The sequence below is a fragment of the Bacteroides sp. AM32-11AC genome (assembly GCF_003603515.1).
Taxonomy (GTDB): Bacteria; Bacteroidota; Bacteroidia; order Bacteroidales; family Bacteroidaceae; genus Bacteroides; species Bacteroides uniformis.
In genome coordinates, this window is the sequence record NZ_QTNH01000008.1 from 7,470 (window position 1) to 25,758 (window position 18,289).

At 47.6% G+C, this 18,289-nt stretch carries 19 protein-coding genes; 11 read left to right on the forward strand and 8 right to left on the reverse strand.

What is annotated here, in order from left to right; genetic code table 11:
• Positions 1-100: 100 nt before the first annotated feature.
• The 5 genes from argH to prmC form a co-directional block, all read right to left on the reverse strand.
• Complete coding sequence (argH, locus tag DW800_RS10065) at positions 101-1,441, reverse strand: argininosuccinate lyase (protein WP_009037779.1); 1,341 nt, start codon at positions 1,439-1,441, stop codon at positions 101-103.
• A gap of 28 nt (positions 1,442-1,469) precedes the next feature.
• Positions 1,470-1,880, reverse strand: a complete 411-nt coding sequence (locus DW800_RS10070; protein ID WP_057087000.1) for an SRPBCC family protein — start codon at positions 1,878-1,880, stop codon at positions 1,470-1,472.
• A 93-nt stretch (positions 1,881-1,973) separates the two neighbouring features.
• Positions 1,974-2,612, reverse strand: a complete 639-nt coding sequence (gene pyrE, locus DW800_RS10075) for an orotate phosphoribosyltransferase (protein WP_005825142.1) — start codon at positions 2,610-2,612, stop codon at positions 1,974-1,976.
• Between the two features lie 82 nt (positions 2,613-2,694).
• Positions 2,695-3,174: a regulatory protein RecX gene (locus DW800_RS10080; RefSeq protein ID WP_005825143.1), complete on the reverse strand. Its 480-nt coding sequence runs from the start codon at positions 3,172-3,174 to the stop codon at positions 2,695-2,697.
• Positions 3,171-4,007 (reverse strand): peptide chain release factor N(5)-glutamine methyltransferase, encoded by an 837-nt coding sequence (gene prmC / locus DW800_RS10085; protein WP_057086998.1) that lies wholly within the window; start codon positions 4,005-4,007, stop codon positions 3,171-3,173. The genes DW800_RS10080 and prmC overlap by 4 nt, the downstream gene beginning before the upstream one ends.
• Before the next feature lie 74 nt (positions 4,008-4,081).
• Here prmC and ribD point away from each other — a divergent pair, with 74 nt between their 5' ends.
• From ribD to DW800_RS10140, 11 genes are all read left to right on the forward strand, one after another.
• Positions 4,082-5,137 (forward strand): bifunctional diaminohydroxyphosphoribosylaminopyrimidine deaminase/5-amino-6-(5-phosphoribosylamino)uracil reductase RibD, encoded by a 1,056-nt coding sequence (gene ribD / locus DW800_RS10090; RefSeq protein WP_117952290.1) that lies wholly within the window; start codon positions 4,082-4,084, stop codon positions 5,135-5,137.
• A 134-nt stretch (positions 5,138-5,271) separates the two neighbouring features.
• Entirely contained in the window at positions 5,272-6,636 is a 1,365-nt protein-coding gene (locus DW800_RS10095; RefSeq protein WP_119958031.1) for a DUF6242 domain-containing protein, read from the forward strand.
• 5 nt (positions 6,637-6,641) lie between these two features.
• Positions 6,642-7,376 (forward strand): isoprenyl transferase, encoded by a 735-nt coding sequence (locus DW800_RS10100; RefSeq protein ID WP_117704003.1) that lies wholly within the window; start codon positions 6,642-6,644, stop codon positions 7,374-7,376.
• Positions 7,377-7,428: 52 nt separating this feature from the next.
• A complete protein-coding gene (gene bamA, locus DW800_RS10105; protein WP_117703994.1) occupies positions 7,429-10,068 on the forward strand; it encodes an outer membrane protein assembly factor BamA in 2,640 nt (879 codons plus the stop codon).
• A 41-nt stretch (positions 10,069-10,109) separates the two neighbouring features.
• Complete coding sequence (locus DW800_RS10110) at positions 10,110-10,625, forward strand: OmpH family outer membrane protein (RefSeq protein ID WP_035449860.1); 516 nt, start codon at positions 10,110-10,112, stop codon at positions 10,623-10,625.
• Between the two features lie 128 nt (positions 10,626-10,753).
• Entirely contained in the window at positions 10,754-11,260 is a 507-nt protein-coding gene (locus tag DW800_RS10115) for an OmpH family outer membrane protein (RefSeq protein WP_008662872.1), read from the forward strand.
• Positions 11,261-11,369: 109 nt separating this feature from the next.
• Complete coding sequence (murI, locus tag DW800_RS10120) at positions 11,370-12,209, forward strand: glutamate racemase (protein WP_005825152.1); 840 nt, start codon at positions 11,370-11,372, stop codon at positions 12,207-12,209.
• Between the two features lie 75 nt (positions 12,210-12,284).
• Positions 12,285-12,524: a DUF2007-related protein gene (locus DW800_RS10125; RefSeq protein WP_005825154.1), complete on the forward strand. Its 240-nt coding sequence runs from the start codon at positions 12,285-12,287 to the stop codon at positions 12,522-12,524.
• Entirely contained in the window at positions 12,514-13,593 is a 1,080-nt protein-coding gene (gene proB, locus DW800_RS10130; RefSeq protein ID WP_035449862.1) for a glutamate 5-kinase, read from the forward strand. Before DW800_RS10125 ends, proB begins: the two co-directional genes overlap by 11 nt.
• A gap of 66 nt (positions 13,594-13,659) precedes the next feature.
• The gene (locus tag DW800_RS10135; protein WP_005825156.1) at positions 13,660-14,907 is read left to right on the forward strand and encodes a glutamate-5-semialdehyde dehydrogenase; all 1,248 of its coding nucleotides are present in this window, start codon (positions 13,660-13,662) and stop codon (positions 14,905-14,907) included.
• A gap of 44 nt (positions 14,908-14,951) precedes the next feature.
• A complete protein-coding gene (locus DW800_RS10140) occupies positions 14,952-15,905 on the forward strand; it encodes an acetylornithine carbamoyltransferase (protein WP_005825157.1) in 954 nt (317 codons plus the stop codon).
• Positions 15,906-16,046: 141 nt separating this feature from the next.
• Here the strand turns inward: DW800_RS10140 and DW800_RS10145 are convergent, their stop codons facing one another.
• Genes DW800_RS10145 through DW800_RS10155 form a run of 3 tightly spaced genes read right to left on the reverse strand, consistent with a single transcriptional unit; the run spans position 16,047 to position 18,277 of the window.
• Positions 16,047-16,433, reverse strand: a complete 387-nt coding sequence (locus tag DW800_RS10145) for a rhodanese-like domain-containing protein (RefSeq protein WP_008662859.1) — start codon at positions 16,431-16,433, stop codon at positions 16,047-16,049.
• A 13-nt stretch (positions 16,434-16,446) separates the two neighbouring features.
• Positions 16,447-17,115 (reverse strand): hypothetical protein, encoded by a 669-nt coding sequence (locus tag DW800_RS10150; protein ID WP_005825161.1) that lies wholly within the window; start codon positions 17,113-17,115, stop codon positions 16,447-16,449.
• Positions 17,116-17,119: 4 nt separating this feature from the next.
• Positions 17,120-18,277 (reverse strand): hypothetical protein, encoded by a 1,158-nt coding sequence (locus DW800_RS10155; protein WP_005825164.1) that lies wholly within the window; start codon positions 18,275-18,277, stop codon positions 17,120-17,122.
• Between the last annotated feature and the right edge of the window lie 12 nt (positions 18,278-18,289).

Here is an 18,289-nt window from a genome sequence, read left to right on the forward strand (position 1 = left end):
TTGGAGAACGGGTGCAAAGATAAACAGTTTTCCCGTTTCTGCCAAATTTTTTTTTATAAAAGTACAGTACTCGCAGCGGGACTTGAACCCGCAGAACCTTTTACCTGCCCAGCAACTCTTTCTCTGCAGCTTGCATGGTCTCAAAATTGAAACCATCTACCACTTTCTGCATCAGGGCAGAGACTTCATCGTTGCAAAGGTTTCCGATACTGCCTTCATGGGTATGATGCACCTCTTTGCTGTGCGAGAAGTTTCCGGCTTCAATATCCAGTCCCACCTTCTTGTAGGCATCGCGGAAAGGCATCCCTTCACGTGCCAAGCGGTTGACTTCCTCCACACTGAAAATAAGCAGATACTTGTCATCATCAAGAATATGTTCGTTCACCTTGATTTCATTCATAATGTAAGTCGTCATCTGCAGACAGTCTTTCAGTTCCTGAAAAGCAGGCAGGAAGACCTCTTTGATAATCTGCAAGTCACGGAAATAGCCGGAAGGAAGATTGTTGGCTATCATCATAATCTGCTGGGGAAGGGATTGCAGTTTGTTGCACTTGGCACGCGTCAGTTCAAAGACGTCCGGGTTCTTCTTGTGAGGCATGATGCTGGAGCCGGTAGTGCAATCGTCCGGCAGCTTCACAAAACCGAAGTTCTGACTGTTGAACATACATGCGTCAAAAGCCAATTTCGATATGGTTCCGGCCACACTGGCAAGGGCGAAAGCAACATTACGCTCCATCTTGCCACGCCCCATCTGGGCATACACTACGTTGTAGTTGAGGGAATCAAATCCCAAAAGACGGGTAGTCATCGTACGGTTCAGCGGGAACGAGGAACCGTATCCCGCAGCAGAACCCAAAGGATTGCGGTTGCACATCTTGAAAGCTGCCTGAAGGAACATCATATCGTCCACCAGGCTCTCGGCGTATGCCCCAAACCAAAGTCCGAAAGAAGACGGCATGGCTATCTGCAAGTGTGTATAACCCGGCATCAGTACATCCTTGTAGCGTTCGCTCTGCATAACCAGCACATGGAACAATTGCTCCACAGCTTCCGCCACCTCCTTTATCTCTGCACGGGTAAAGAGCTTCAAATCGAGCAACACCTGGTCGTTGCGCGAACGTCCGCTGTGTATTTTCTTACCTATATCACCCAAGTTGCGCGTCAGCATAAGTTCCACTTGTGAGTGAACGTCTTCCACTCCCTCTTCTATCACAAATTCTCCACGCTCGGCCATCGCATAGATTTCCTTCAATTCGGCCAGCAATTGCCGCAGTTCTTCCTTCGTCAACAAGCCAATGCTTTCGAGCATCGTGATGTGCGCCATGGAACCCAGCACATCGTGCTTTGCCAAATAAAGGTCCATTTCACGGTCACGGCCTACCGTGAAGCGTTCGATATCCTTATTTACCTGAACGGATTTTTCCCAAAGTTTCTGAGCCACGTTGTTTCTAATGATTAATGGTTAGTGATTAATATTGTATCATCGCCAACATATCTGCTATCTTCTCCAATCCTTCCTGCAAGGGTTTCTGCACCATGGTCTTCATAAACGGATTTATATCCATGCCGATGGTCAGTTTCATTTTACATTCGGTTTCGGTGACGGGTACAATCTGTATCCACAGATTGAAGGGCAGCGGTGAAGTGGTTGTTGCAAACTTGATACACTTGCAAGGTTCCTTCTCCACAATCTGCAACGTAATCTTTCCTACGGGAGCCACCTCTATCGTCATGCTCTCCGCATCAAAACTCAAGTTCTTCACTTTGTCTTCAGGCAAACGGTCTTTCACCTTCTCCAGATTGCTCAGGTCGGAAAGCTTTTCATAAACAGCTTCTTGTGAAGCCGGTACAACTTTCACTCCACTCTCAAATTTCGTCATAATCAATCGTATTCAAAAAGAAAAAAGAACTATCCGGACAGAATCTATCCGAATGGCTCTTTTATCCATATTAACATTTTTACAAATAAGTTCTTATTTACCAGATTCCCAATGTGCAGGGTCTTTACGCCATTCATTCAGAGTCTCCACATCTTCTTCCTCGATATAGCCCGTACGCAGTGCCACTTCCATCACAGCCTCGTAATTGGTCAGCGTCACCAAAGGCACCTTGGCATCCTTGAAAGCCTTTTCGGCAACCGGGAAACCATAAGTATAGGCAGCCACCATACCGATGACCTCACATCCGTCACGGCGGATAGCTTCTACAGCCTTTAAACTGCTTCCACCCGTAGAAATCAAATCTTCCACGACTACCACCTTCATACCGGGACGAAGTTCACCTTCAATCAAATTCTCCAGTCCATGGTCTTTCGGAGTGGAGCGTACATATACAAACGGCAAGTTCAATGCATCGGCCACCAAGGCACCTTGCGGGATAGCTCCCGTTGCCACACCGGCAATGGCATCCACCTGTCCGAAACGTTCCAAAATCAGACGCGTAATTTCAATCTTTACGAAATTACGGAGAGAAGGATAAGAAAGGGTTTTGCGGTTATCACAATAAAACGGAGACTTCCATCCGGATGCCCAAGTGAACGGGTTAGCCGGTTGTAGTTTAATCGCTTTTATCTTCAGCAACTTCTCTGCAAACAATCTTTCTAAAGTTTTCATAGCAAAACTAATCTATATATGATAAATATGGCACAAAAATACGGAAACAGAATGAGAATAAAAAAGAGAAAGCCGATAATTTTCATTCGGAGTAGTCATTTTCCTCAGAAACCTCTATGCAACGACATATATCCTTCATTTCGAACCCCCTGCTCAAGGCAAAACGCACCAGTTTGCCATTCAACTCATACTCACTTTCGGCACGGACGCTTTTACGCTTTGCCGCCAGCAGTTTCTGCAAGACGGCGTGGTATTCCTCCTCATCAATCTCGTTCAAATAGGGCCAATAGACAGATGAAGATATCTTTTTCAACTGGAGCGCCTGCCCTATCTTCATCTTGCCCCATTTGGCAAAACGGTATTTGTCGTTGATGAAAGCACGGCAGAAGCGCTCTTCATCAATGTACTTCTCTTGTTCCAGACGGTTGATGATACGGTCTATGGCATCATAGGCAATGCCCCAGCGTTGCAGTTTCTCCGCAATCTCCGCCCGGCAATGCTCGGCAGTGGAGCAATATGCCGCCACTCTGTTCAAAGCTTCAGTTTCAGTTATTTCTATCATCGTTCTGCAATTACGTACCGGTCGTTGCCGGAAATATCTTTTCGGATACGGACATTCGTATAGCCTTGCTTGCGAAGCATCGAAGCGACAGCCTCTCCAAATGCCCGGTTGATTTCAAAATAGAGTCGGCCGCCGGCCGTCAGCATGCTCCGTCCCAGTTCACCTATACGCCGATAGAAACGGAGCGGGTCGCTATCCGGAACAAACAAAGCCCGTGAGGGTTCCCAGTTCAAGACGTTTGGTTCCATATCCCGCTTTTCTATTTCCGTAACATAAGGCGGATTACTGACGATTACATCAAAACATTCACCCTCAACCGGTTGATACGTCAGGACATCACGCTGTACAAATAGCACGGAAGCCTGCAAAAGGTGGTTATTGTCGCCGGCTATGGCAAGAGCTTCTTCGGAAATGTCCCAAGCAGTTACTTCCGCTTCCGGCAACTCCTTAGACAAAGTGACGGCAATACACCCACTTCCGGTGCCAATGTCGAGAATACGGGAAACCGGAGCGACTTCCTTCAGCATCCCCTCCACCAGCTCTTCCGTTTCGGGGCGGGGAATAAGTACCCCCGGAGCCACCCGAAAAGTACGTCCCAGGAAACGGGCAGTACCCTGCACATACTGTATGGGCTCAAAATTACACAGACGGGAAAGAATGCTTTCCAATTCCCTTTCATCGTTTGGAGATAAAATCATATCTTTGCCCAGGTAATAGTCAATATGACTCTGACCAAACATTTCACAGCAGACAATACGGGAAAGATTGGCCGCCTCCCGGGGAGGGTAGCATTCCTGCAAAGCACTGCGGATATGTGAAACGGTTACATTCATTCGGGGTCCGGTTTTATTCGGGCTGCAAAAGTAATCATTAATTTTGATTATTCAACCAAAAGACAAGCAAGGATATGAATTCAGAAGAAGAGAAATATATGCTGCGATGCATCCAACTGGCACAAAACGGACTTTGCAATACAGCACCCAACCCGATGGTGGGAGCGGTAATAGTATGTGACGGGAAAATCATAGGCGAGGGATACCATGTGCGCTGTGGAGAAGCCCACGCTGAGGTCAACGCCATCCGTTCCGTGAAAGACACGTCCCTGCTGAAACGTTCCACCATCTATGTCAGCCTGGAACCGTGTTCGCACTATGGCAAAACTCCTCCTTGTGCAGACCTCATCATCGAGAAGCAGATTCCACGCATCGTCATCGGGTGCCGGGACCCTTTCTCTAAGGTTGCGGGCCGGGGCATACAGAAACTGAAGGATGCCGGACGTGAAGTTATTGTCGGAGTGCTGGAAACAGAATGTCGGCAGCTCATCCGCAGGTTCATCACTTTCCATACTTTGCGACGCCCCTACATCACCCTAAAATGGGCGGAATCTTCTGACAGATATATCGATTACTCCCGCACGGACGGTAAACCGGTTATCCTCTCCAGCCCGCTGACTTCGATGCTGGTACACAAGAAACGGGCAGAGCACAGTGCCATATTAGTAGGTACCCGTACGGCTGAACTGGACAATCCCGGCCTGAATGTCCGCCATTGGTATGGTCGTTCACCGGTACGTATCGTGCTGGACCGGCAACAAAAGCTATCCCCCAGCCTTCACCTATTTGACGGTAGCGTGCCGACCCTCGTTTTTACAGAAGCCCCGCACGCTCCGCTACCGAATGTAGAGTATCTGCCAGTCAGCGACTACCGGCGGAATGTACTCCCCGAAATCATGGAAACGCTGTATACACGCGGATTACAATCCCTTTTGGTAGAGGGTGGCAGCCAAACTCTCCAATCCTTCATCGCTGCCGGATTGTGGGACGAAATCTTTGTGGAAGAAACTCCGTACCTTCTTCATTCCGGCGTCAAAGCACCCGAAATCAGTGACGGATATCCATTTGCAACAGAGCATTCTTTCGGCAGGAGTTTTCGCCATTATACTGCCTCAAGAAACAGTCAATAGCCTCATTTCAGGGCTTTTTTATCGAGAAAAAGGGGGATATTATCTATAATTTTATATAAAACTTCCTCGTAAAGCTGTTTATAGAAAAAAATGTTCCTATTTTTGCAACTTGTAAATAAACACTAACTTTCAAAATGAGAATAAAGTTTCGATCAGTAATTGTGAGTTTTCTTATTGTGTCATTTGCTCTAAGTTCATGCCTTGACTCTGACGACAATTATGAATTCAGCTCCGATGCTACTATACATGCTTTTGGTATCGATACCATACATGGCAAACATTACAAATTTACAATTGACCAGCTCAATAGACTCATCTATAACAGAGATTCATTGCCCGTAGGTTCAGATACCATCATTGACCGTATTCTGATTGATACTATGACCGTTACCGGTTGGATAACTTCAGGCTCGCCTACCGACACGGTATTCGTCATGTCGGACTCCGTGGATTTGAGACCCGCCATGAACAACGATGCCGGCATGCTGTTCAAAGCACATGCCGCCGACGGTGTTACAGTCCGCGAATATAAACTGAAAGTTAATGTACATCTGCAAGACCCGGACTCACTCGTCTGGACAGACATGCAGAAAAGAGGGAATGTATTCTCCAATACCATCAATTTAGGCCAGCAAAAAGCGGTTATACTTGGAGACGAGTTGTTTGTCTACACTTCCAACACTACCGCTTACAAGACATCGACTGCGCCCGATAAATACAACTGGAGTAAAGTCAATGTCAGCAACCTCCCCTCAGACGTAAAGCTGACATCTGCCGTAGAGTATAACAATGCACTCTACATGGTTACAAAAAGCAAGAGAGTATTCAGCTCCACCAACGGCGGCGCCTGGACAGAAGTCACTACATTGGGAGACAATGTCATAGTCCTCATCAATGGTTTCTCCGACCGGCTCTCGGGTATTGTGGAAATCAATGGAAAGCAATATTTCAACATCTGTAAAGACGGAAAGAATTGGGAAACGGAAAACACGGCTGACAACCTTACCCTTGAGGAAGTCCCGGCAGGATTCCCTACCGAAAACATATCCACCACCCAGACCAACACCGGCAATGGTGTAGAGAAGGTGGTTCTGGCAGGAATGCCGCTGGCCAACGAACAAGAGACAATACCCTGGTTCTCATTGGACGGCAAAGGCTGGGCAAGCCTGGCTAACACGGTGTACGACACATCTTGTCCCGGCATGGTCAACCCTGCCATTATGTACTATGGCGACATGTTCTATTGCTTTGGAGGAGAACTTGACGCCATCTACAACTCCATCACAGGCATTGCGTGGAGCAAGACAGAAACCAAATTCCTGCTACCCCAGGAATTCAAAGGGAAAGGCGCGTACTCCATTATAGTGGAACCGACGAAAGACAAAACTGTGGACCCGGCAGACAAACGGGACTTCATTTGGGTGATATTCGGCGGCAACGGCACCAAGAATGAGGTATGGCGCGGACGTCTTAACAGATTGGGCTTCGAAATACAATAATAATGATGTCATATAAGGAAGAAATCGATCTAAACCGGATACCCCAGCACGTGGCGATTATCATGGACGGTAACGGACGGTGGGCCAAGCAGCGTGGACACGAACGCAGCTATGGACATCAGGCCGGCGCAGAGACTGTGCACGTCATTGCAGAGGAAGCCGCTAAATTAGGAGTCAGATACCTTACTTTATATACGTTCTCTACCGAGAACTGGAATCGTCCGTCGGACGAGGTAGCCGCCTTGATGGGATTGCTCTTCGACTCCATAGAGGAAGAGACGTTCATGAAGAACAATATCAGTTTCCGGGTAATAGGAGATATTGAAAAACTGCCTGCCAACGTACAGCAACGGCTCAACACTTGCGTGGCACACACCTCCCACAACACGGGAATGTGCCTGATACTGGCATTGAGCTACTCTTCCCGCTGGGAAATAACGGAAGCTGCCCGGCAAATAGCCGACCTGGTACAGAAAGGTGAGCTGAAACCCGAACAAATCGACAGTGAGCTCATATCCCATCATCTGACAACCCACTTCATGCCCGACCCCGACCTGCTGATACGTACCGGAGGAGAGCTCCGCCTTAGTAACTACATGCTCTGGCAATGCGCCTATTCGGAACTTTATTTCTGTGATACCTATTGGCCCGACTTCCGTGAAGAAGAACTACGCAAAGCCATATGTGACTATCAGAAACGCGAACGCAGGTTCGGCAAGACCAGCGAGCAAATCAATTAATCACCGGACACACAAATAGTAAATAGTAAATTGTAAAATAGTAAATAAAAAGATGCACTATCGTATTTTCTCCATACTCGTAACGTTTGTCTGCCTTTTCGGCTGCGCACTGACAACAGCAGCACAGGACGTAAACAACACCGATGAAACCGAAAAGCCGGTTATACTCTATTCGGGAACACCCAAGAAGTATGAAATAGCCGACATTAAGGTCGAAGGAGCCCAGAACTATGAGGATTATGTAATTGTCGGATTGTCCGGACTATCCAAAGGGCAGACTATCACCGTGCCGGGTGACGAGATTACACAAGCTTGTAAGCGCTACTGGCGCCACGGTCTGTTCTCTGACGTGGAAATTACAGCAGACAAGATTGAAGGCGACCAAATTTGGCTGACCATTCATCTGACCATGCGTCCGCGTGTTTCCGACATACGCTACAACGGTGTGAAGAAGTCAGAGCGTGAAGACCTGGAAAGCAGAATCGGCATGATAAAGGGCGGTCAGATTACACCTAATCTGGTGGACCGCGCCAAGACCTTGATAAAGCGCTATTTTGACGACAAGGGCTTCAAGAATGCAGATGTAATCATCACCCAACGTGATGATCCGGAAAAGAAGAATGAAGTGATTGTCAACATCGACATCGACAAGAAGGAGAAAGTGAAAGTACATCAAATCACCATTGTAGGCAACGAGGCCCTCACGACCAAGAAGCTGAAGCGTGTGATGAAGAAAACAAACGAAAAGGGCAAGCTGCTCAATCTGTTCCGCACCAAGAAATTCATTGAGGACAACTACGAAGCGGACAAACAGCTGATTATCGACAAATACAACGAACTGGGTTATCGTGACGCCATCATCGTGACAGACAGTATCAAGCCCTACGATGACCGTACTGTAGACATCTTTATGCAAATTGATGAAGGGCAGAAATACTACCTCCGCAATGTAACCTGGGTAGGTAACACACTGTATCCTTCCGAACAACTGAACTTCCTCCTCCAGATGAAGAAGGGTGACGTCTACAACCAAAAGTTACTTGAAGAACGTACAATGACCGATGACGATGCCATCGGCAACCTCTACTACAACAACGGTTATCTGTTCTACAGCCTCGAACCGGTGGAAGTAAACATCGTGGGCGACTCCATCGACTTGGAAATGCGTATCTACGAAGGCCGCCAGGCTACCATCAATAAAGTCAGCATCAACGGTAACGACCGTTTGTATGAAAACGTAGTACGCCGTGAACTCCGTACCCGTCCGGGCGAACTCTTCAGCCGTGAAGACCTGATGCGTTCCATGCGTGAAATCCAGCAGATGGGACACTTCGACCCCGAACAAATCCAGCCCGACATCCAGCCGAGACCGGAAGACGGCACGGTAGACATCGGTTATGACCTTGTATCCAAAGCCAACGACCAGGTAGAGTTCTCCGCCGGTTGGGGACAAACGGGTATTATCGGTAAGTTAAGTCTGAAGTTCACCAACTTCTCTCTGTCCAACCTGCTGCATCCGGGTGAGAACTACCGCGGTATCCTCCCGCAAGGCGATGGTCAGACATTGACCATCAGCGGCCAGACCAATGCCAAATACTATCAGTCATACAGCGTTTCATTCTACGACCCGTGGTTTGGCGGTAAACGCCCGAATGCATTCTCCGTATCGGCTTTCTATTCCCGCCAGACCGACATCAGTAGCCGTTATTACAATTCAGCCTACATGAACAGCTATTACAACAGCTATTATAGCGGTATGTATGGCTACGGTATGTACAACTACGGCAATTACAACAACTACGAGAATTATTACGACCCGGACAAATCTATCCAGATGTATGGTCTTGCAGTGATGTTCGGTAAGCGTTTGAAGTGGCCGGATGACTACTTCCAGTTCACAGCCGAGTTGTCTTACCAACGCTATGTTCTGAGTGACTGGCAGTACTTCCCGGTTACCAACGGTAAGTGTAATAACCTCAGCCTCAACCTGACCTTGTCCCGTAGCTCTATCGACAACCCGATTTATCCGCGCCAAGGTTCCGAGTTCTCGTTGTCTGCACAAATCACACCGCCTTTCTCTCTGTTCGACGGTACCGATTACAGCAAGTACAGCACCAGCAACCAGGAAGACATGAACAAGATGCACAAGTGGATTGAATACCACAAGTGGAAATTCAAATCCAAAATCTATATCCCGTTGATGGACCCGATTACCGTCAAACGTACTCCGGTATTGATGGGACGTGTAGAATTCGGTTTGCTGGGACATTACAACAAATACAAGAAGTCTCCGTTCGAAACGTTTGACGTGGGTGGTGACGGTATGACCGGCTACTCCAGCTATGCTACAGAAAGCATCGCCCTCCGTGGTTATGAGAACAGCTCATTGACTCCATACGGCTCTGAAGGTTATGCCTATACACGTCTCGGACTGGAATTAAGATATCCTTTGATGCTCGAAACAAGTACCAGTATTTATGCGTTAACGTTTGTGGAAGCCGGTAATGCATGGCATGATGTCAATAAGTTCAACCCATTCGAATTGAAGCGTTCAGCCGGTGTCGGTGTCCGCATCTTCCTCCCGATGATCGGTATGATGGGTATCGACTGGGCTTACGGTTTCGACAAAATAATGGGTTCCTCGCAATATGGCGGTAGCCAGTTCCACTTCATCCTGGGACAGGAATTCTAAGCAATGGACAATTGATAATTGACAATTAATGCAGTATCGTTATGAAGAAGAGTTTATTGATCCTTTTTACGCTGTTTGCAGTAAGCATAACAGCCGGTGCACAGAAGTTCGCCTTGATTGACATGGAATATATCCTGGAAAATATTCCTGCTTACGAACGTGCCAATGAACAACTGGAGCAATCCTCCAGACAATGGCAGAGTGAGGTCGAAAAGATTTCCGAAGAAGCCAAGACTCTGTACAAGAACTATCAGTCTCAGATTGCTTCCCTTTCTGAAACACAGAGAGGTAAAAAGGAAGAAGAGATTGTCGCTAAAGAGAAATCAGCAGCCGAACTGCGCCGCAAATACTTCGGTCCGGAAGGCGAACTGTATAAAAAACGTGAAAGTCTGATGCAACCCATTCAAGACGAAATATACAATGCTGTAAAGGAAATTGCTACACAAAACGGATATGCAGCAGTTGTAGACCGCGCTTCCGCATCAAGTATCATTTTTGCCTCACCGAGTATTGACGTCAGCAATGAGGTACTTGCAAAACTGGGATATTCAAATTAATTTCATACATTTGTTTCAGAATATAGACTGCATTCTGGATTAAAAATAAGCGAGCTTATTTTGTATTGCGTTCAGTTTGCGCTATATTTGTCCCCGACGAATAATCATTCAAATAAATAATAAACATTATGCTTAAAAAAATCGCACTACTCGTAGTTATGTTCGCCCTCCCGCTGGGAGCTATGGCGCAAGCTAAATTCGCTCACATGAATTCTCAGGAAGTAATCACTGTTATGCCTGAATTTACCAAAGCTCAAGCTGACCTTGATGCTATGTCTAAGAAATATCAGGATGAAATGCAGCGCACTAACGAAGAATTCCAAAAGAAGTATCAGGAATATCTTGTTCAACAAGATTCTTTGCCCAAAAACATCGCTGAAAGACGCCAGAAAGAATTAAACGATATGGCCCAACGCCAAGAACAATTCCAACAAGAAGCTTATCAAAGTATGCAGAAAGCACAGCAGGATGCTATGGCTCCTATCTATAAGAAACTGGACGAAGCTATCCAAGCTGTCGGCAAAACTGAAGGTGTTGTCTACATTTTCGACTTGGCCCGTACCCCGATACCATTCGTAGGAGCACAGAGCGTTGATGTAACTGCCAAAGTTAAAACACAATTGGGCATTAAATAATAGAATTATTTATGATAAAGCAAGCGCGGATAGTTTTATCCGCGCTTATTTTTTATACATTACTGAGAAATTTGAATTATCTTTGCATGGTACATAGCCTTTAGAACGCATGAAACAGACATTACCTTCTGCAGCCGGTCCCATCGGAATATTCGATTCCGGATATGGCGGACTGACCATCCTGAGCAAGATACGGGAAGCCCTTCCCCAATATGATTACATTTATCTGGGCGACAACGCGCGCGCGCCTTACGGAACCCGTTCGTTCGAGATTGTCTATGAGTTCACCTTGCAGGCAGTCACCAAACTGTTCGAGATGGGTTGTCACCTCGTCATTCTGGCATGCAATACAGCTTCGGCAAAAGCTCTGCGCAACATACAAATGAATGATTTGCCTCGCCTCGACCCTATGCGCCGTGTGTTGGGAGTAATCCGCCCAACCGTAGAATGCATAGGGAACATAACCCAAAGCCGCCATGTGGGAGTGCTTGCCACGGCAGGAACCATCAAGTCTGAATCCTATCCGCTGGAAGTGCATAAACTCTTCCCCGACATCAAAGTGAGCGGTGAAGCCTGCCCTCTATGGGTATCCCTCGTAGAAAACAATGAGGCACAAGGTGAGGGTACTGACTACTTCATACGCAAAAACATCGGCAACCTGCTGGCCAAAGACACGCAGATAGACACCGTCATTCTGGGCTGCACGCACTTCCCGTTGCTGCTGCCCAAGATACAGCAATACATGCCCGACGGCATCACGACCGTCACCCAGGGGGAACTGGTAGCAGACAGCCTGAAAGACTATCTTCACCGCCATCCGGAAATGGACAAAAAATGTACCAAAGGTGGAAGATGCGTCTACCGCACCACGGAATCGGAGGAGAAATTCACAGAATCGGCTTCTACTTTCCTGAATGAATCGATAAGAGTTGAGAGGATTGAACTATAAATTCGTCAGCATTAAACATTAAAACAAAAACATTTGTTATATTTGTAAGACAGAAACCTCTAAATTCATACCATCATGAAAGAAGAAGACAAAAGCAAACTCGTTGAGGTGTTCACCGGTTCACCGTGGGAAGCAGAACTCGTAAAGAGCCTGCTGGGAAATAGTGATATTGAAGCTGTAACAAAAGACGGAATGGTAGTAAACGTTGTACTGCCTGCCACTGCGGTAGATGTTTCCGTTCTCGTCAATGAGAAGGACTACGAAGCCGCCATGGAAGTAGTCCGTGAATACGAAAAGAGAGAAAATGGAGATTGATTTCAATAGAATTGCTGTCAAGGTAGGCAGCAATGTTTTAACACGTCGTGACGGCACTCTCGACGTCACCCGCATGTCCGCTTTGGTGGACCAGATAGCCGAGCTGCACAAGGCCGGCATAGAAATAATACTTGTTTCTTCCGGAGCCGTTGCTTCGGGACGTAGTGAAGTGCGCCCCACCAAGAAGTTGGACAGCGTAGACCAGCGCCAGCTCTTTTCCGCTGTAGGGCAGGCCAAACTCATCAACCGCTACTACGAGCTGTTCCGGGAGCATGGCATCCCCGTGGGACAAGTGCTCACAATGAAAGAGAACTTTTCCACCCGCCGCCATTACCTCAACCAGAAAAACTGTATGACCGTAATGCTGGAGAACGGCGTCATTCCTATTGTCAATGAGAACGACACCATCTCCGTGAGCGAACTGATGTTCACCGACAACGATGAGCTGTCCGGCCTGATAGCCTCCATGATGGATGCCCAGGCACTAATCATTCTCAGCAATATAGACGGTATCTACAACGGTTCACCCGCCGACCCGGAGTCTCAAGTCATCCGTGAAATAGAACAAGGCAAAGACCTCTCCTCCTACATACAAACTTCCAAGTCCAGCTTCGGACGCGGCGGCATGCTGACAAAAACCAACATTGCCCGCAAAGTGGCGGATGAGGGCATCACAGTAATCATAGCCAACGGGAAGCGGGACAACATCCTTGTGAAAATAATGAATAATGAAGAATTAAACTATACCCGTTTCATTCCGTCTCCGGAACCGGTATCGAGCATCAAGAAATGGATTGCGCACAGCGAAGGGTTTGCCAAAGGCGAACTGCACATCAATCATTGTGCCACCGAACTGCTCTTCTCGGACAAAGCAGTAAGCATCCTACCGGTAGGCATCACTGACGTTATAGGCGAGTTCGAGAAGGACGACATCGTACGGATTATCGACTTCGGCGGTAAACCCATCGGTGTGGGAAAAGCCAACTGTGACTCCAGCCAGGCACGGGAAACAATGGGAAAACATGGAAAGAAACCCGTAGTGCACTACGACTACCTATATATAGAATAGGACACAGACGGATACTATCCACGATATTCATACTTGCATATTTATCACTCTATACTCAGTAAGAAAATGAACTTAAACAAAACTTTTGTCGCCGTACAAGATGCCAGCCGTAACATGCTAGCGTTGAGCGACAAAGAAATCAACCAAATATTACTGGCTGTTGCAGACGCTGCCATAAACAAAACAGACTTCATTCTGAGTGAAAACCAGAAGGATTTGGAGCGTATGCCTTCTACCGACCCTAAATACGACCGCCTGAAACTGACAAAAAGCCGTTTGCAGGACATCGCTGCGGACATCCGCAACGTAGCCGCCCTCCCTTCTCCTTTGGGAAAAGTCCTTAAAGAGAACGTATTACCCAACGGATTGAAGATAAAAAGGGTCAGTGTACCTTTCGGTGTCATAGGCATTATCTACGAAGCCCGTCCCAACGTCAGTTTCGATGTATTCTCACTCTGCCTTAAAAGCGGCAATGCCTGTATTCTGAAAGGCGGAAGCGATGCAGACTATTCCAACCGTGCCATAATCAGCGTGATACACGAGGTACTGGAGCATTTCAACGTAGATACACATATCGTGGAACTGCTTCCTGCCGACAGAGAGGCGACTGCCGAACTACTGCATGCCAACGATTATGTAGATTTGATAATTCCGCGCGGCAGCAGCAGCCTGATAAACTTCGTACGCCAGAATGCCACAGTACCGGTTATAGAGACAGGTGCCGGCGTATGCCATACGTTCTTCGACCGCTATGGCGATATAAGCATAGGTCCATCTATCATTGCCAATGCAAAGACACGCCGGGTCAGTGTATGCAACGCTTTGGATTGCCTGATTATCGAAGCCGACAGCCTGGCTAATTTGCCCGACCTATGCCTGCCGCTGCAATCAAGCAATGTAGAGATATTTGCCGATGAACCCGCCTACCACAGTCTGCGTGACAAATATCCCGTCGAGCTGTTGAGACTTGCCACTGAAGACTGCTACGGCAGAGAGTTTCTGGACTACAAGATGGCCATTAAAACCGTGAATTCTTTCCAGGAAGCATTGGCACATATCCGGAAGTACGGTTCCAAACATAGCGAATGCATCATTACGGACGACAAGACACGTGCCGAATGGTTCTGCCGGGAAGTGGACGCCGCTTGCGTATACGTCAATGCACCGACCTCTTTCACCGACGGCGCACAATTCGGACTCGGTGCCGAGATTGGCATCAGCACCCAGAAGCTACACGCCCGCGGTCCGATGGCTCTGGAAGAAATCACCACATACAAATGGATTGTCGAAGGTTCCGGACAGACCAGACCTTGACAGCCGAATAACAAAGATATAGATACACTAAAAAGACTGTAAATATGAAGAACTTTACTTGCGTGCAGGACATCGGTAACCTGAAGTCTGCACTGGACGAAGCATTCGAGATTAAAAAAGACCGTTTCAAATATGTGGAACTGGGACGTAACAAAACGCTGATGATGATTTTCTTCAACTCCAGCCTGCGTACCCGCCTCAGTACACAGAAGGCTGCATTGAATCTGGGCATGAACGTAATTGTACTGGACATCAACCAGGGAGCCTGGAAACTGGAGACAGAGCGTGGTGTCATCATGGACGGTGACAAACCGGAACACTTACTGGAAGCCATTCCCGTGATGGGCTGCTATTGCGACGTCATCGGCGTACGTTCTTTTGCACGCTTCGAAAATAAGGAAGACGATTACAACGAAGTGATACTGGAGCAGTTCATCAAGCATTCCGGCCGGCCGGTATTCTCCATGGAGGCTGCCACACGCCATCCGCTGCAGAGTTTTGCCGACCTGATAACCATTGAGGAATATAAGAAGACGGCACGCCCCAAAGTAGTGATGACATGGGCTCCACATCCGCGTCCATTGCCCCAGGCTGTCCCCAACTCCTTTGCCGAATGGATGAATGCAACTGATTATGACTTTGTGATTACACATCCCGAAGGTTATGAACTCGACCCCAAGTTCGTAGGAAATGCCCGCGTAGAATATGACCAGATGAAAGCTTTTGAAGGAGCCGATTTTGTCTATGCCAAGAACTGGGCGGCCTATACAGGCGACAACTACGGACAAATATTGAGCAAAGACCGCACCTGGACAGTAGGCGAGCGCCAGATGGCCGTTACCAACAATGCCTACTTCATGCACTGCCTGCCGGTTCGACGCAACATGATTGTGACGGATGATGTGATAGAAAGCCCGCAGTCCATCGTAATCCCCGAAGCGGCCAACCGGGAGATTTCAGCAACAGTGGTGCTAAAGAGACTGCTTGAAAGCCTCTAACCAGAGGACAAGACTACTTTATTCTTTTTAGGCGCGGATTACGCGGAAAACGCGGATTCTTTTCTTAAATTTTTTCCGTGAAATCCGCGTAATCCTCGCCTAAAAAGAAATTATAGCAAATGCATTTCAGCTACACCGCTATTACTTTTCCACTTCTTTGCCCGCTTCTTCCCAACCGATGAAACCTTTGTCAAGGTCATAGATTATATATCCTTTTTTGCTCAGTATGGCAGCGGCCTTTTTACTACGCTTACCACTACGACAATATACTGCAACCGGTTTGTCCTTCTGCAAAGTGGAGTCGGCCATCGTTTCAAACGACTCATCCAGCACATTGATATTGATACTATGGGGCACGTGTCCTTCCGAGTATTCGGCAACAGTACGCACATCCAGAAGCTGCACCTCCGGATTGGCTATCAATGTGGAAAAGTCATCTACCGAAACAGACTTGAACTGTCCCTCCTTCTGCTGGCAGGAAAAGAGGGTGGTAAAAACGAGGCAAAGGCCCGCGAACAATGTCTTCATCGAATATTTCATTTTAGTCAGGGTTATAAACAAAATCGTAAGTCTTGATGTCACCGGAATAAGTGTGCACACTGAAATGAACCATAACCTTCTGTATATCCTCTGCCGCATACTGCCGCAAAGGTACGGAAGCGTAGGCACGCCTGGTATAAGACACCACCTCCTCCTTTGCGTCATGATACAGCGTCAGATATACTTCACTACACCCGGTAGCAGTATCCACAATCACTTCATCCTCAATAAAATGGAACTTATGTTCACCATTCTCATTGACTATCAGTGTCATATTGAGATAGTCGAGTCCCATCCAGATACCCAGTACATCAGTAGGGTCTGTCTTGACGCCCTCCTCGAACTTGTCGACCGTTTGGGGAACGACAGAAAGAACACCGCTCAAGGCATACAGCACCGCACCGGCAGTTCCATCGGCAGTTACCTCCGAAGCATAATTACTGATGACACGTACCGAAGCGTTTGCCTCTATTTTCGTCTTTGTCTTGTCCTCCACTACCGGCAAGGTTTCCCCTTCATCCGTCACAACAGACCGCAGATAGCCGTCAGCCCCCGAAAAGGCAGTCAAGAATTCCAGCTTCACGGAAGGATAATGATAATCATCATCGCCACAACCAGCCAACAGACAGGCCAATAAAGGCAAAAGCCACCAATCACAGTACTTCTTCATGTATTCATTCTTTTATAGCCGCCAGATAATTCTTCAACGGGTTGGCATACATCAGCAGCATTTTTCCGCGCAGAAAGTCCACGTCCTTATTAGGAATGGAGATACGCTCCAACTGTTGTTCTATATAGGCCGTGAAGCGCTGCTTATCCTCGGCAGTGTAATGGTCGGAAAAATCCTCCTTCCCCTCGAGAAGGTCGTGTGCCACATAATTATTGGGATACATCCGGTAACTGGCATGAATGCGTTTGTCTATCAGTGCAGACATGCGTGCAAAGAGTTCGGGCTTCGGAAGTGAACGGTCCATCTTCGCCAATTCATCATTCATGCAGGCACCCGTCTGGAAATGTACCCGCCCTTTATAGCCGAACAGTCCGGTCTGCATATTCAGCAAGTCGTCAGCCGTCGTTTTCTTATAGCCTTCAATGTCCCGTTTCAGTTGGAACTCCTGCGCTTTCAGGAAGTCGCAAGGGTCGTATTCATAGGAAATGGCAAGCGGAGCTATATTCATTTCCATTAAGCGGTCAATGACGTCGCCTTCACCGCCTATTGCCAGCATCTTCAGCACACTGTCCTGCGTGCGGTCGTTGGAATCCTTGGCACGCCCTTCACGTTGTGCAATCCAGATAGACTGTTTCTTCTCACTGATGGTATAATGCATATAGCGGGACATGCGTGCGGAAGCCTCCAGCATCTGGCGCATGGTCAACGCACGCAGCACGATGAAGGACTTGTTGACACGCACGAATTTCTTAATCCACGGATAGACAAGCAGGTTGTCGCCAATGGCTATCTCTACCGTATCCATACCCTGGTCTACCAAAAGAATGGACAAGAAACCGGAATCGAGAATAATGTCGCGATGATTGGAGATATAGGTATACGCCGCCGACTTGTCTGCCGGCAACGCGGTATGGTCCAAAGTCAATCCATCCGTAGCCTCCTTCGCCAATTTCCACAGAAGCCCATAGCAGAAGGTCTTCTGAAATTCCAGCTTGGTTTTACACGCGCGCATTTTCTGCGACCAGACTTCAAAAGGTACACCAGGCATCACAGTATCCACTGCCTGCCGGAACGCCGCATCGGCAATCAGTTCCTCATAGACTTGAGGAAGTTCCTCATCATGATAAGGACGGATTTCATCAAATTCCACGTTCGCATTCATAATGAATAATGA

Excerpts from the sequence above, each read along its gene's own strand:
- prmC (WP_057086998.1), bottom strand. The coding sequence starts at position 4,007 with ATGAATGTAACCGTTTCACATATCCGCAGTGCTTTGCAGGAATGCTAC.
- DW800_RS10110 (WP_035449860.1), top strand. The coding sequence starts at position 10,110 with ATGAAGAAGAGTTTATTGATCCTTTTTACGCTGTTTGCAGTAAGCATA.
- murI (WP_005825152.1), top strand. The coding sequence starts at position 11,370 with ATGAAACAGACATTACCTTCTGCAGCCGGTCCCATCGGAATATTCGAT.
- DW800_RS10125 (WP_005825154.1), top strand. The coding sequence starts at position 12,285 with ATGAAAGAAGAAGACAAAAGCAAACTCGTTGAGGTGTTCACCGGTTCA.
- DW800_RS10150 (WP_005825161.1), bottom strand. The coding sequence starts at position 17,115 with ATGAAGAAGTACTGTGATTGGTGGCTTTTGCCTTTATTGGCCTGTCTG.
- ribD (WP_117952290.1), top strand. The coding sequence starts at position 4,082 with ATGAATTCAGAAGAAGAGAAATATATGCTGCGATGCATCCAACTGGCA.
- DW800_RS10080 (WP_005825143.1), bottom strand. The coding sequence starts at position 3,174 with ATGATAGAAATAACTGAAACTGAAGCTTTGAACAGAGTGGCGGCATAT.
- DW800_RS10145 (WP_008662859.1), bottom strand. The coding sequence starts at position 16,433 with ATGAAGACATTGTTCGCGGGCCTTTGCCTCGTTTTTACCACCCTCTTT.
- DW800_RS10155 (WP_005825164.1), bottom strand. The coding sequence starts at position 18,277 with ATGAATGCGAACGTGGAATTTGATGAAATCCGTCCTTATCATGATGAG.
- DW800_RS10115 (WP_008662872.1), top strand. The coding sequence starts at position 10,754 with ATGCTTAAAAAAATCGCACTACTCGTAGTTATGTTCGCCCTCCCGCTG.
- DW800_RS10070 (WP_057087000.1), bottom strand. The coding sequence starts at position 1,880 with ATGACGAAATTTGAGAGTGGAGTGAAAGTTGTACCGGCTTCACAAGAA.
- DW800_RS10095 (WP_119958031.1), top strand. The coding sequence starts at position 5,272 with ATGAGAATAAAGTTTCGATCAGTAATTGTGAGTTTTCTTATTGTGTCA.
- DW800_RS10100 (WP_117704003.1), top strand. The coding sequence starts at position 6,642 with ATGTCATATAAGGAAGAAATCGATCTAAACCGGATACCCCAGCACGTG.
- bamA (WP_117703994.1), top strand. The coding sequence starts at position 7,429 with ATGCACTATCGTATTTTCTCCATACTCGTAACGTTTGTCTGCCTTTTC.
- DW800_RS10135 (WP_005825156.1), top strand. The coding sequence starts at position 13,660 with ATGAACTTAAACAAAACTTTTGTCGCCGTACAAGATGCCAGCCGTAAC.
- pyrE (WP_005825142.1), bottom strand. The coding sequence starts at position 2,612 with ATGAAAACTTTAGAAAGATTGTTTGCAGAGAAGTTGCTGAAGATAAAA.
- proB (WP_035449862.1), top strand. The coding sequence starts at position 12,514 with ATGGAGATTGATTTCAATAGAATTGCTGTCAAGGTAGGCAGCAATGTT.
- DW800_RS10140 (WP_005825157.1), top strand. The coding sequence starts at position 14,952 with ATGAAGAACTTTACTTGCGTGCAGGACATCGGTAACCTGAAGTCTGCA.